Genomic DNA, 12142 nt, shown 5'->3' with positions numbered 1-12142 from the left:
CATTCCGAACCCGGAAGCTAAGCCTCACAGCGCCGATGGTACTGCAGGGGGGACCCTGTGGGAGAGTAGGACGCCGCCGAACAAATATTGGGAAAGGCCCACGCCATATGGCGTGGGCCTTTTCGCGTTTATGCTCGACCGTATGCGCTATGACCTGGTCATCTTCGACAACGACGGCGTCCTCGTGGACAGCGAGCCCATCTCCAATCGGCTGCTCGCCGGGTATCTCACCGAGCTGGGACACCCCACTTCCTACGAGGACTCCATACGCGACTACATGGGGTCCGCGATGCACCGGGTCCATGAACTCGTCGAGGAACGCACCGGACAGCGTCTGCCGGACGACTTCGACGACGTCTTCCACGCCCGGGTGTTCGCCGCCTTCGAGCGGGAGTTGAAGCCCGTCGCCGGGGCGGCGGAACTGCTGGAGCGACTGGCGGCGGACGGGGTGCCGTACTGCGTGGCGTCGTCCGGGAGTCATGAGCGGATCCGGGTGGGACACCGGACGACCGGGCTGGACCGGTGGTTCGACGCGTCACGGGTCTTCAGTTCGCAGGACGTGGGGCGGGGGAAGCCGGCGCCGGATCTCTTCCTGTACGCGGCCGAGCGGATGGGGGTCGCGCCGGGACGCTGCGCCGTCGTGGAGGACAGCCCGCTCGGTGTGCGGGCGGCGGTCGCGGCCAGGATGGACGTGTACGGGTTCACCGCCATGACACCGGCCGACCGGCTGCGGGGCGCCAGTCAACTCTTCTCCGATCTGGGGGACTTGGCTGACCTGCTGGAATGACCGAGGGCAGCGCGTCGGCGCTGACAATTGTCATGCCGGCCTCCGGACGTTCGTTCCTACTGCGGGACCCCGTCCGGACGCGAAGCTGAGGGCATGACGAAGACGACGAACAACGGGTCCCTGAACAAGCGGCAGTCCGGCGTGCTGGAGAACCTCCGGCCGCTGCTCGTGGACGTGGCGGTACCCCTCGGGTCGTACTACTTCCTCAAGGGAGCCTTCGGGATGAGCACCTTCGCGGCGCTCGCCTGGAGCAGCGTGGTGCCGGCCGTGCGGACGGTGTGGGGTGTGGTCAGGGAGCGCAGGACCAACGGACTGGCGGTGCTGATCCTGGTCGTGAACGTGGTCGGGCTGGCACTCGGCTTCGTCTCCGGAGACCCGAGGCTGATGCTCGCCAAGGACGGCGCGGTGAGCAGCACGGTCGGCATCGGGATCCTGGTGTCGGTGGCCCTGGGGAAGCCGATGATGACGGCGGGGCTCAGGCCCTTCCTGCTGAAGGGGGACCCGGCCCGGGAGGCGGCCTGGGAGCGGCTGGCGGCCGGTACCGCGGCCCGGTCGGCGGAGTTCCTGCGCAAGGAGCGGGGCTTCTCCGTCATCTGGGGCGTGATCCTGGTCGCGGAGTGCGTCGCCCGGGTCGTCGGCGCCTACACGATCCCCGTGGCCACGATGGTCTGGCTGGGCTCGGTCTTCCTGGTGGGCGCCATCACCCTCGGGATGGTGGTCTGCGGCGGCGCGGCCGCCGAGCCGATGGCACGCCTGATCACCGACGAGGTGCAGCGTCAGGAAGCCGCGCAGAAGCAGGAACGGGAACTCGCTGTCGTCGCCTGAGACCGTCTGAGGTAAAGCTGAAGGAAATTCATCTTTGGCTGGATCTACCCACGAGTACGCCGGGGCCCTACGCTCGCCGCCATGACAGATGTGCTGCGGCGCGGTAGGGCCTCGTTGGCGTTCAGTTTCTTCACCCAGGGCGCCACCTTCGCGCTGCTGGTGACGCGCATCCCCGCCATCCAGGACCGGTACGGCGTCTCCGACGCGCTGCTGCCGGTCTTTCTCGCCGCCGTGCCGATCCTGGCCGGAGTCGGCAGTGTCACCACCGAGCAGCTGGTGAAGCGCATACGCCCCAGCCGGCTGCTGCGCTGGTCCCAGCCCGTGGTGATGCTGGCGCTGCTCGGCGTCGGGTCGGGCGGGCACCTGGCCGAGCTGGCGGTGGCGCTGGGCGTGTTCGGGCTCGCCGTGGGAGCGCTGGACGCGTCCATGAACATGCTCGGGGTGAGTCTGCAGCGGACGTACGGGCGGAGCATCATGCTCAGTTTCCACGCCGCGTACAGCCTGGGCGGGATTCTGGGGGCCTCGCTGGCCTGGGCGGGGGCGCACTGGCACCTGGCGTTGTGGGTGTCGTATCTGCCGGTCGTGGCGGTGCTGTTGCCGGCGACGCTGGTGGGGAGCCGGTGGTACGTGGACGGCGATCCCGCGCCGGTGGCGGACGGGGCGGCCGAGGGCGCCGGTGGGGGTGTCGTCTTCAAGGTGCTGCTGCCGCTGTGCCTGGTGATGACCTTCGCCTACATCGGGGACTCGACCGTCTCCAACTGGAGTGCGAAGTACCTGAAGGACGTGCTGGGGAGCAGTGAGCAGCTGGCGACCGTGCCGTACAACGTGTACATGGTGACCACTCTGGTCGGTCGGGCCATCGGGGACTTCGGGGTGCGGCGGTTCGGGGCCGTGACCGTCGTACGGCTGGGGGTGTTGCTGGCGGCCGTCGGGTTCGCGGTGGTGGCGGTCGCGCCCGGGGCGTGGGTCGGGATGGCCGGGTTCACTCTGCTGGGGCTGGGGTTGTGCGTGCTGGTGCCGCAGACCTTCGCGGCCGCGGGGAGGTTGTTCCCGGAGGCTTCGGATGCGGCCATCGCCCGGTTGAACATCTTCAACTACGTCGGCTTCCTGATCGGTTCGCCGTTGGTGGGTGCGCTGGGTGACGCGTGGAGTTATCGCGGGGCGATGCTGGTGCCGATGGTGTTGGTGCTGGTGACGTTGGTGTACGCCCGTTCGTTCGCGACCAGGCCGGACAGATACGGTGGCGGTCATGAGCGGCCGCGCACAGCTGATGTGGGACAAGGCAGTAACGGGCTATGACTTCGGTCCGGGCCATCCGATGGATCCGGTCCGGCTGGCGTTGACCCGGAGTCTGGTCGGCGCCTTCGGGCTCGACCGGGCGGTGGAGGTCGTCGCGGCGAAGCCGGCCGGGGAGTCGACGCTGCGGCTGGTGCACCGGGAGGACTACGTCGAGGCCGTGAAGGCGGCTTCGGCGGACCCCGCGGGGGCCGACCAGTCGTACGGTCTCGGGACGGTGGACGATCCCGCCTTCGCCGGGATGCACGAGGTGGCCGCGCTGATCGCGGGGCAGTCGGTGGCGGCCGCGGAGGCGGTGTGGCGCGGGGACGCCGAGCACGCGGTGAACTTCGCGGGCGGGCTGCACCACGCGATGCCGGGGGCCGCGTCCGGGTTCTGCGTCTACAACGATCCCGCGCTGGCGATCGCGCGGCTGCTGGAGCTCGGTGCCGAGCGGGTCGCCTACGTGGATGTCGACGTGCACCACGGGGACGGGGTGCAGGCCGCGTTCTGGGAGGATCCGCGGGTCCTGACGATCTCGCTGCACGAGCACCCCCGGACCTTGTTCCCCCAGACCGGGTGGCCCGACGAGGTGGGCGCCGGGGCGGGGGAGGGGTCCGCGGTGAACGTGGCGTTGCCTGCGGGGACCGGGGACGCGGGGTGGGTGCGGGCGTTCCACGCCGTGGTGCCGGAGCTGCTCGCCGACTTCCGGCCGCAGGTGCTGGTGACGCAGCACGGCGCGGACACGCACTTCGAGGATCCGCTGGCCCACCTGGCCGTCTCGCTGGACGCGCAGCGGGCCGTGCAGGTGGCCTGCCATGAGCTGGCGCACGAGTACGCCGGCGGGAAGTGGGTCGCGCTGGGGGGCGGGGGGTACGAGGTGGTGGACGTCGTGCCGCGGTCCTGGACGCATCTGGTGGCGATCGCGGCGGGGCGGGAGATCGAGCCGGAGACGCTGGTGCCGGAGGAGTGGCGTCAGGAGGTGTTCGCCCGGACCCGGCAGTTGGGGCCGGGGCGGATGACGGACGGGCGGTGGCCGGTGGGATGGGCGTCGTGGGACGCCGGGTACGACCCCGCGGACCGGCTGGACCAGGCGGTGCTGGCCACGCGCCGTGCCGCGTTCCCGCTGCGGGGACTGCTGGCGTAGGGGTGTCCCGCCGTCGCGGTGGGGGGGGCGTCGAGCGGCGGCAAGCGGCAAGCGGCAAGCGGCGGGCGTTGGGCCATGCGTGGGGTGTTCTTCCGTTTCCGGGTTCTTCCGGGACCGGGTGCGTCACCATCTCAGCCGTGTCGGATGTCGGTGAGCTTCGTGCGTATCTGGTGGCTGTCGGGCTTGCCGGGGCGGTGGCCACTTCCCGGGAGCGGAGTCTTCACCGGTACCGGTTGTTCGCGGCGCGGGATCCCCGGGTGCTGATCGGGATCGATCCCCAAGGAGTCTGGACCGAACGTGAGTTGGTTCGGCTGATGGCGGGCAAGTGCGGGGTTTCGGACGATCCCGAGTTCGTTTCAGGGCATGATGTGATCGACCCGGAACGTACGGTGGCTGCTCTGAACGCTTTCGCCGAGCGGGTGGGGGATGCCGCCCGGCGTCGCGCGCCCGTGCTGTTCGGGACCGGGCATCCGCACCGGCTGATCGGTTTCTACGCAGCTCTGGCGGACGCGCTGTCGGCGGCGGGATGTGAGGTCCTCACCCCCGCGCAGGGTCGCCGTGTCGACATAACGACCCGGTTCGGTCTACGCACGTGCACCCTCGACTACGTACAAGGTGTCGGGTTGGTGCGGGAACCGGGAGGTGAACGCCCCGGTTGTGCGCCGGGGACGCACACGCACTCGCCGCTGCCGGTTCGGCTGGCGCTGGAGGCCGCCGCGCGGGATGGCGGGCCGCTGCCCGAGCTCGTGGTAGGGGACCACGGATGGGTCTGCGGTGCAGGTCAGCTCGGGTTCGAGGCCATCGGTCTGGCGGATGCCGATGACCCCGCGGTCTTCGTGGGCGAGGCCGAGGGGGTGGTGTCGGTGGCCGTTCCGGTTGACGACGGCGTGCGGTCCGACTACTACATGCCTCTCACCCGCTACGTACTCAATCGAGCCTGTCTGTCACAGTAGGCCGCCGATGGGTGCACCTCTTCCCCACTCGCATCACCCGCCCCTACATTGGGGAGTGAGCACGCAACGACGAAGAGTCACCGGAAGGGGAAGCCGGTGGCCCGTCGAGTGCGGAAGGTTCGGGTGTGTGACATGGCTGCAGACCAGAGGCCTCTGAACGAGGTCGTGTTCCTTACCGTGGCGGAGGTCGCCGCGGTGATGCGAGTGTCGAAGATGACCGTGTACCGGCTGGTGCACAGCGGTCATCTGCCCGCGATCCGGGTGGGGCGGTCCTTCCGCGTCCCCGAGCAAGCGGTACACGAGTACCTTCGCGAGAGCTATGTGGGGGTCGAGACCGCCTGACGACGGTTCCGGGACCTCCCCGGAACACCTCGATTACGACCTCAGCGCTCGGGCGGGTAGGCTAGCCCCTCGTAGGTCGTATGGGCCCATGGCGCCCAGCACCGAGTGATGAGAAGTGAGCGAGGGTAGTCGTGGGCTCTGTTATCAAGAAGCGGCGCAAGCGGATGGCCAAGAAGAAGCACCGCAAGCTGCTCAAGCGCACGCGCGTTCAGCGTCGTAACAAGAAGTAATTACGGCGCCGAGCCGCGGAAGCTTGTGTGTGACCCCCCACCAGTACGGTGGGGGGTCACACGCATTTTCCGGTCGTCGCGGCCCGTCGTGGCCCGTCGGGGGTCATGCCGCGGCACCGTCGACCCGCTAAGTTGGCCGCGTACGGGAACACGGAAGAAAGGCGCTGATCTTGGGAAAGGTCGTGCTCGTGACCGGAGTGGCCCGTCAGCTCGGGGGCCGGTTCGTACGGCGCGTGCAGCGTGACCCCGACGTGGAGCGGGTCGTCGCCGTGGACGCGGTGCCGCCGGAGCACCACCTGGGCGGGGCGGACTTCATCCAGACGGACATCCGGCAGCCCTCCATCGCCCGGGTGCTGGCCGAGAGCGGTGCCGACACCGTCGTCCACATGGACGTGACGGGGACACCGCTGGGCAGCGGCAGCCGGACCAGCGTCAAAGAGACCAACGTCATCGGGACGATGCAGCTGCTCGGTGCCTGTCAGAAGGCGCCGAACGTGAAGCGGCTGGTGATCAAGTCCAGTACGAACGTGTACGGCTCCGCGCCCAAGGACCCGGCCGTCTTCACGGAGACGACCCCGCCGAAATCGCTGCCCAGCGGCGGGTTCGCGAAGGACACCGTGGAGGTGGAGGGGTATGTGCGCGGGTTCGCCAGGAGGCGGCCCGACGTGGCGGTGTGCGTGCTGCGGTTCGCCAACATCCTCGGTCCGACGGCGGACACCCCGCTCGCGTCCTACTTCTCGCTGCCCGTGCTGCCCACCGTCTTCGGCTACGACCCCCGGCTGCAGTTCGTGCACGAGGACGATGTCGTCGACGTGCTGCGGATCGCCTCGCACGAGCCCGCGCGCGGGACGCTCAACAGCGGCACGTTCAACATCGCCGGTGACGGTGTGCTGCTGCTCTCGCAGTGCTCGAGGCGGCTGGGGCGGCCCACCGTGCCGTTGCTGCTGCCCGCGGTCACCTGGGCCGGCTCGCTGGTGCGGACGCTCGGCATGAGCGACTTCTCGCCCGAGCAGATCCGGCTGCTGACGCACGGCCGGGTGGTGGACACCGTCCAGATGCGCGAGACGCTCGGGTTCCGGCCGAAGTACACGACGGCGCAGGCGTTCGCGGACTTCGTGCGTGCCCAGGACCCGGGGCTGCTGCCGCCCGCTGCCGTGGCCGCGGCCGTCGACCGGATCGCCGCGTTGCCCGCGCTGCACGGCGGGAACCCGGTGACGAGGACCGCGGCGGGGTCCTCGACGAAGACCCCGACCCAGAGCGCCAACTGAGGAGCGCAACAACGATGGCGGACGCCAAGGTCATTCCGTTCGACGACGACCGGTCCCGCGGGGCTGCCGCCCAGCGGCCGGCCCGGCGCCGGGGCGCGGGCGGCCGGCGCAAGAGCGGCGGTGAGCAGGCGGGGGCGCGTGAGTCCGGGGCGGCACGTGAGCCGGGGGCGGTCCGTGAGGTCCAGCCCCTCGCGGGGCGGATCCCCGCGCAGGAGGATGTGCAGGTGACCCGGGAGAACCCTGAGGCGGGTGCGGAGCGGACGGGTGCGGAGCAGCCGCCGCACGACGAGGCCGGCCTGGAGCGGCGTGTCGCGCGCGGGCTGGCGTTCCTGCGGCGGCGACTGACCGGGGACTACGAGGTCGACGACTTCGGCTACGACGAGGAGCTGACCGACCAGGTCCTGATGTCCCTGCTGCGGCCGGTGTACGAGAAGTACTTCCGTGTCGACGTGAAGGGGATGGAGAACATCCCGGCCGAGGGCGGTGCGCTGATCGTCGCCAACCACTCGGGGACGCTGCCGTTGGACGGCCTGATGATGCAGGTGGCCGTGCACGACCACCATCCGGCGAATCGTCACCTCAGGCTGCTCGCGGCGGATCTGGTGTTCGTGCTGCCGGTGGTGAACGAGCTGGCGCGCAAGCTCGGGCACACGCTCGCGTGCGCGGAGGACGCCGAGCGGCTGCTGGGGCAGGGGGAGCTGGTCGGGGTGATGCCGGAGGGCTTCAAGGGCATCGGGAAGCCGTTCAGCGAGCGGTACAAGCTCCAGCGGTTCGGGCGGGGCGGGTTCGTGTCGACCGCGTTGCGGCAGGGGGTGCCGATCATTCCCTGCTCGATCGTGGGGGCGGAGGAGATCTACCCGATGATCGGCAACGCGAAGACGCTGGCCCGGGTGCTGGGGATTCCGTACTTCCCGCTGACGCCGACGTTTCCCTGGCTGGGCCCGGTCGGGGCGGTGCCGCTGCCGACGAAGTGGACGATTCAGTTCGGGGAGCCGATTCGGACCGACGGGTACCCGCCGGAGGCGGCGGAGGACCCGATGCTGATGTTCAACCTGACGGATCAGGTGCGGGAGCAGATTCAGCACACGCTGTACAAGCTGCTCGTGCAGCGGAGGTCGGTCTTCTTCTGAGGCGTCGCGACAGAGCCCCGCGCCCCGAACGGGGGCGCGGGGAACCGGTGTTTCTCAGTTGCCGGTGTTCTCGCCGTCGATGCCCAGGCCCGGTAGCAGGCCGGGGAGGAGCGGGGGCAGGGTGACGTCCGGGGCGCCGGACGCGGTCTTCGACGGGGCCGGGGTGCTCGAGCCCGTCTTCGGGGGGTCCAGGAGGCCGCCCGTGGCACCGCCGATCAGCCCGTCGTCGCTGCTGCTCCCGGAGGCCGAGCCGCTGGGGGTGCCGTGGCCGGACTCGTGGCCCGTGGACGAGCTGCCGGAGGACGACGGGGCCGTCGACCGGTGGCGGCCGGGGGAGCCGGTGGACGTCGTGCCCGAGCCCTGGCTGCCGGTGCTGCCGCCGGTGTGCTGGGGCGGCTGGGGGAGCAGGGACTGCAGCGGGCCGACCTCTTCGTCTATGGCGGCGAAGACCGACGTCACCTGCTGGCTGACGTCGCCGAGCTGGACCGGGAGCCGCTCGCGCAGGGCGCCCCAGGCCTGGCGGTGGGACTGGGCGAAGGCGGACAGGGCCTGGATGGGGCCCAGCGAGTCCGGGTCGCGTTCGTAGGCCTCGTGGAGCAGGCGGTGGCCCTCGGTGACGTCGTGCTGCATGCCGGACAGCGTGCGCCGGATCTCGCCGATCGACTCGTGGTCGAGATGGCCGCCGCGGTCCCGCTCCATCAGCCGACGGGCCTCCATCAGCCGGGTCGAGGCCTGGTCGAGGTAGGTCTGACCGCGCTGGTCGTCACCGTCGGACAGGTAGTTGAGCTTGAAGTCCTCGATGCCGCGTTTGAGGCCGTACAGCGAGTCGCCGGGAAGGGCGTCGGAACTGGCCGCGGCCACCCCGCCGAAGGCTCCGGCGGCCACGCCGACGCTCAGGCCGCCGGCGGCGAGCCCCTTCGTGAGCCGGGAACGGGGTCGCAACCTGCCCAGCGGGCTGGCCCGATGGGCGCCCTTCGAACTGCCGGAGCGCTGTCCGGGCACCGCGGTGTCCGCCGCCCCACCCAGGGTGCCCTCCGCCAGCATGGCCTCCATCGCGGCCACCAGCCGGGCCCGCTGCACGACCTTGACCTCAGGGTCGAGCTCCGGTTTGGGCAGTGCGGCGAGCCCCGTCGCCAGGGCCAGCAGTTCGCCCTGCTCGGTCGGTTCAGCCCGGTCCGGTGTGGCCGGTGCGTCGCCCACCGGTCCCTCGGACCGCTCGGCCGCCGGGTCCCGGTCGGGCTGCTCCTCCAGGGCCTGGGCGAAGGCGTTCGCCCGCCGGTGTGCCGATACGTTCGCGATCACTGGCGGCACCTCCTCTCGTCATGACGGTCGACTCCCCAGGGGGTCCTGAGGGTTGCACGCCCTCGACCGGACCACACGATCGTGTGATCAGGGACTTGCTGGACGTGACCACAGGGAGCCTGTATCCCGCACAACGAGCGGCTCGGCACTTGGGTTACGGACGAGAGGAGATCGGCTGAGAAAGGCAACGGGCTTTGACGGAACGTGAGTTGGCCGTCGCCGAGGGTGGCCGTCTCAGCGCGCGTCCTCCGGGAGGAGCCGGGCGAGAGTGCGCACGGCCCGGTACTGGAGGGTCTTGATGGCGCCCTCGTTCTTGCCCATCACCCGGGCGGTCTCGGCCACCGAGAGGCCCTGGAGGAAGCGGAGCGTCACGCACTCCTGCTGCTGGGGGTTGAGGCGTCGTACGGCGTCGAGCAGCGCGGCGTTGGAGAGGGACTCCAGGACGGAGTCCTCCGGGGAGCGCTCGACCTCGTTGGCGTCGAGCATCTCGCCGGTGGTGACCTCCAGGCGGAAGCGGCTCGACTTGAAGTGGTCGGCGACCAGGTTGCGGGCGATGGTGACCAGCCAGGCGCCGAAGTCACGGCCCTGCCAGGTGAAGGTGCCGATCCGCCGGAGGGCGCGCAGGAACGTCTCGCTGGTGAGGTCCTCGGCGGTCGCCTTGCCGCCCACGCGGTAGTAGATGTAGCGGTAGACGGTGTCGCTGTACTGGTCGTAGAGGCGGCCGAAGGCGTCGGACTCGCCGGCCTGGGCGCGCTCCACGAGGTCCATCATCCGGGCGCTGTCGCTGTCCGCGGCCGGACGGCGGGCGGGGGCGGTGGTGCCGGTCGAACGGCCGCGTCTGCCGACCGCGGCGCCGCCGTCGGCCAGTGCGTAGCAGGGGCCGACGGGGGCGGTGGAGGCGAAGGCGGGGACGGCGTACGCGGGGACGGCGTACGCGGTGGGGACGAGGCCGCGCAGCGTCTCTTTGACCGTCGCGACTGTTGCGCGCAGCGTAGCCAGGCCCGAGGCGTCAACCCCGACGTGTGGGTACACGGGACTCCCAGAGGCAGAGCTTTCATCACGTGCAGTGCGGAACCGTTCACCCGTCGTGGCGACGGAGGGGTACCGGTGTGCGTCTGAGGAGAATAACGCTTCGTGCAGGCACTGCTACACCGAGTTGCTCAAATCGTCGATTGCGTCGCTTCTCTTACCGATTTGAGCCGGTTCAAGTGCCTCAGAGTGACTGATTGTTGATCAGAAAGGTGCGTGTTCAGGCGGAGTCGAGGGCGTGTTGGGGCAGCCGCGCGATAATTCGGGCGCGCGAGGGCCGGCCCCCTGCCGGGGCCGCGGTGAACGGCACGAACGCGCCGCCGCGCACAGGCCGCCCGCCGGGACGCCCCGGCGCCGCACAGGACGATGCCCCGCCTCCCCCCTCGCCGACGGTCCGAGCCACGTGTGGGCCCCGCGCGGCAGGGGGCCTCCGCCGGTCGCGGTGACGTTCCACGCCCCGCAGCGGGGCGCGGCACCACAGGGGCGCCGTCTCGCGTGGGGCGTGCGGGGCCCGGTGCGGCAGGTGGGTTCCGACGCCGGAGACGGGCCCGGCACCCTGCGGTCGTGGTGGCCCGGGTGCCGTCCACGGGTCCCGGCGCAGCAGGTGGGTCCGGCGGCGCAGGTGGCCGGTACGGCACGGTCGTGGTGGTCCGGGTGCTGTCCGCGGGTTCCGGTGGGGGAGGGTCCCGGTGGGTCAGGTTGGGGTGGTCCGGGTGCTGTCCGCGGGTTCCGGTGCGGGAGGGGCCTGGTGGCCGGGGTGGGGGTGGTCCCGGTGGCGTGGGGGGGCGGTGTGGTGGGTGGGGCTCTGCTTGGCGCAGGTGGTGCGGTACAGGGTCGCCTTTGCCGGGGGCTGTCAGCGGCGGCGGCGGCTCAGGGCGATGGCTGCCGCCGTGCCGCCGGCGACCGCGCCCACCCCGGCCGCCGCCGGGATGCCCACCTTGGCCGCCTTGCGGCCCGTCCGGTAGTCGCGCAGGCGCCAGTCCATCTCGCGGGCGTGCTTGCGCAGCTTCGTGTCCGGGTTGATGGCGTACGGGTGACCGACCAGGGACAGCATCGGGATGTCGTTGTGGGAGTCGCTGTAGGCCGCGCACCGGGAGAGGTCGAGGCCCTCGGCCGCGGCCAGCGCGCGCACCGCCTCCGCCTTCGCCGGCCCGTGCAGGGGCTCACCGACCAGCTTGCCGGTGTAGACGCCGCCGACCGACTCGGCCACCGTCCCCAGGGCGCCGGTCAGCCCGAGGCGGCGGGCGATCACGCCGGCGATCTCCACCGGCGCCGCCGTGACGAGCCACACCTTCTGGCCCGCGTCCAGGTGGGCCTGGGCGAGGGCGCGGGTGCCGGGCCAGATGCGCTCGGCCATGTACTCGTCGTAGATCTCCTCGCCGATGGTCTGGAGTTCCGCCACCCGGTGGCCCTTGACGATCGACAGGGCCGAGTCGCGGGCGTCCTGCATGTGCTCGGGGTCCTCGACGCCGGCCAGCCGGAACCACGCCTGCTGCCAGGCGAACCTGGCGAGGTCGCGGGTCTCGAAGAACTTCCGTTTGTACAGGCCGCGGCCGAAGTGGAAGATGGCGGCGCCCTGCATCACCGTGTTGTCCAGGTCGAAGAACGCGGCGGCCTTGTCGTCGCCGAGCACCGGGAACTGGGGTTCCTCGGCCTCTTCGACGGGCGCCGGCGCTTCCTGGTTCTTGCGCGCGGCCTCTGCCGAGGCCTCGCCTGCCAACACGCTCCGCGCCGTGGCGGAGCGCCTACGGGGAGTGAGCCATCCGAGAGCGGCCATGTCGTGAGCATAGCCAGTCCGCCCGGTGGTTCCGGAGTCACGGGAGTTGGTGGGGTGTGAACTCTCCGCGACCGTGC

12 protein-coding genes and 1 rRNA gene are annotated in these 12142 nt (G+C 70.9%); 10 read left to right on the top strand and 3 right to left on the bottom strand.

Going from position 1 to position 12142, the window contains the following annotated elements:
- The 10 genes from rrf to ACZ3KP_RS38050 all read left to right on the top strand — a co-directional run.
- Positions 1-82: ribosomal RNA gene (gene rrf, locus ACZ3KP_RS38095) — 5S ribosomal RNA — on the top strand; the annotation flags it as partial.
- Positions 83-142: 60 nt separating this feature from the next.
- The gene (locus tag ACZ3KP_RS38090) at positions 143-787 is read left to right on the top strand and encodes an HAD family hydrolase (protein ID WP_467505384.1); all 645 of its coding nucleotides are present in this window, start codon (positions 143-145) and stop codon (positions 785-787) included.
- 93 nt (positions 788-880) lie between these two features.
- The gene (locus ACZ3KP_RS38085; protein ID WP_467505382.1) at positions 881-1612 is read left to right on the top strand and encodes a VC0807 family protein; all 732 of its coding nucleotides are present in this window, start codon (positions 881-883) and stop codon (positions 1610-1612) included.
- Between the two features lie 81 nt (positions 1613-1693).
- Positions 1694-2911, top strand: coding sequence for an MFS transporter (locus ACZ3KP_RS38080; RefSeq protein ID WP_467505380.1), 1218 nt, complete (start codon positions 1694-1696; stop codon positions 2909-2911).
- Complete coding sequence (locus ACZ3KP_RS38075) at positions 2862-4034, top strand: acetoin utilization protein AcuC (RefSeq protein WP_467505379.1); 1173 nt, start codon at positions 2862-2864, stop codon at positions 4032-4034. Before ACZ3KP_RS38080 ends, ACZ3KP_RS38075 begins: the two co-directional genes overlap by 50 nt.
- Before the next feature lie 137 nt (positions 4035-4171).
- Positions 4172-4987 (top strand): phosphatase, encoded by an 816-nt coding sequence (locus ACZ3KP_RS38070; RefSeq protein WP_467505377.1) that lies wholly within the window; start codon positions 4172-4174, stop codon positions 4985-4987.
- Positions 4988-5119: 132 nt separating this feature from the next.
- The gene (locus ACZ3KP_RS38065) at positions 5120-5329 is read left to right on the top strand and encodes a helix-turn-helix domain-containing protein (RefSeq protein ID WP_123975194.1); all 210 of its coding nucleotides are present in this window, start codon (positions 5120-5122) and stop codon (positions 5327-5329) included.
- 131 nt (positions 5330-5460) lie between these two features.
- Positions 5461-5559, top strand: a complete 99-nt coding sequence (locus tag ACZ3KP_RS38060; RefSeq protein ID WP_003948845.1) for a 30S ribosomal protein bS22 — start codon at positions 5461-5463, stop codon at positions 5557-5559.
- A 170-nt stretch (positions 5560-5729) separates the two neighbouring features.
- Positions 5730-6827 carry an NAD-dependent epimerase/dehydratase family protein gene (locus tag ACZ3KP_RS38055; RefSeq protein ID WP_467505375.1) on the top strand — a complete coding sequence of 366 codons (1098 nt, stop codon included), beginning with the start codon at positions 5730-5732 and terminating at the stop codon, positions 6825-6827.
- 14 nt (positions 6828-6841) lie between these two features.
- Entirely contained in the window at positions 6842-7957 is a 1116-nt protein-coding gene (locus tag ACZ3KP_RS38050; RefSeq protein ID WP_467505373.1) for a lysophospholipid acyltransferase family protein, read from the top strand.
- 54 nt (positions 7958-8011) lie between these two features.
- Here the strand turns inward: ACZ3KP_RS38050 and ACZ3KP_RS38045 are convergent, their stop codons facing one another.
- The 3 genes from ACZ3KP_RS38045 to ACZ3KP_RS38035 form a co-directional block, all read right to left on the bottom strand.
- Entirely contained in the window at positions 8012-9259 is a 1248-nt protein-coding gene (locus ACZ3KP_RS38045; protein ID WP_467505371.1) for a DUF5667 domain-containing protein, read from the bottom strand.
- Positions 9260-9493: 234 nt separating this feature from the next.
- Positions 9494-10291: an ECF subfamily RNA polymerase sigma factor, BldN family gene (locus ACZ3KP_RS38040; RefSeq protein WP_467505370.1), complete on the bottom strand. Its 798-nt coding sequence runs from the start codon at positions 10289-10291 to the stop codon at positions 9494-9496.
- 850 nt (positions 10292-11141) lie between these two features.
- On the bottom strand, positions 11142-12065 hold the full coding sequence (locus ACZ3KP_RS38035; RefSeq protein WP_467505368.1) for an HAD family hydrolase: 924 nt from the start codon (positions 12063-12065) through the stop codon (positions 11142-11144).
- Between the last annotated feature and the right edge of the window lie 77 nt (positions 12066-12142).

It is taken from the genome of Streptomyces sp. NPDC020958 (assembly GCF_055562175.1).
The sequence above is the reverse complement of the archived record's forward strand: the minus strand, read 5'-3'. Positions and strand labels throughout refer to the sequence as shown.

What these genes read in the sequence shown, in the direction of transcription:
- ACZ3KP_RS38090 (WP_467505384.1), top strand. Translation starts at nt 143, where the DNA reads ATGCGCTATGACCTGGTCATCTTCGACAACGACGGCGTCCTCGTGGAC.
- ACZ3KP_RS38085 (WP_467505382.1), top strand. Translation starts at nt 881, where the DNA reads ATGACGAAGACGACGAACAACGGGTCCCTGAACAAGCGGCAGTCCGGC.
- ACZ3KP_RS38080 (WP_467505380.1), top strand. Translation starts at nt 1,694, where the DNA reads ATGACAGATGTGCTGCGGCGCGGTAGGGCCTCGTTGGCGTTCAGTTTC.
- ACZ3KP_RS38075 (WP_467505379.1), top strand. Translation starts at nt 2,862, where the DNA reads ATGAGCGGCCGCGCACAGCTGATGTGGGACAAGGCAGTAACGGGCTAT.
- ACZ3KP_RS38065 (WP_123975194.1), top strand. Translation starts at nt 5,120, where the DNA reads ATGGCTGCAGACCAGAGGCCTCTGAACGAGGTCGTGTTCCTTACCGTG.
- ACZ3KP_RS38050 (WP_467505373.1), top strand. Translation starts at nt 6,842, where the DNA reads ATGGCGGACGCCAAGGTCATTCCGTTCGACGACGACCGGTCCCGCGGG.
- ACZ3KP_RS38035 (WP_467505368.1), bottom strand. Translation starts at nt 12,065, where the DNA reads ATGGCCGCTCTCGGATGGCTCACTCCCCGTAGGCGCTCCGCCACGGCG.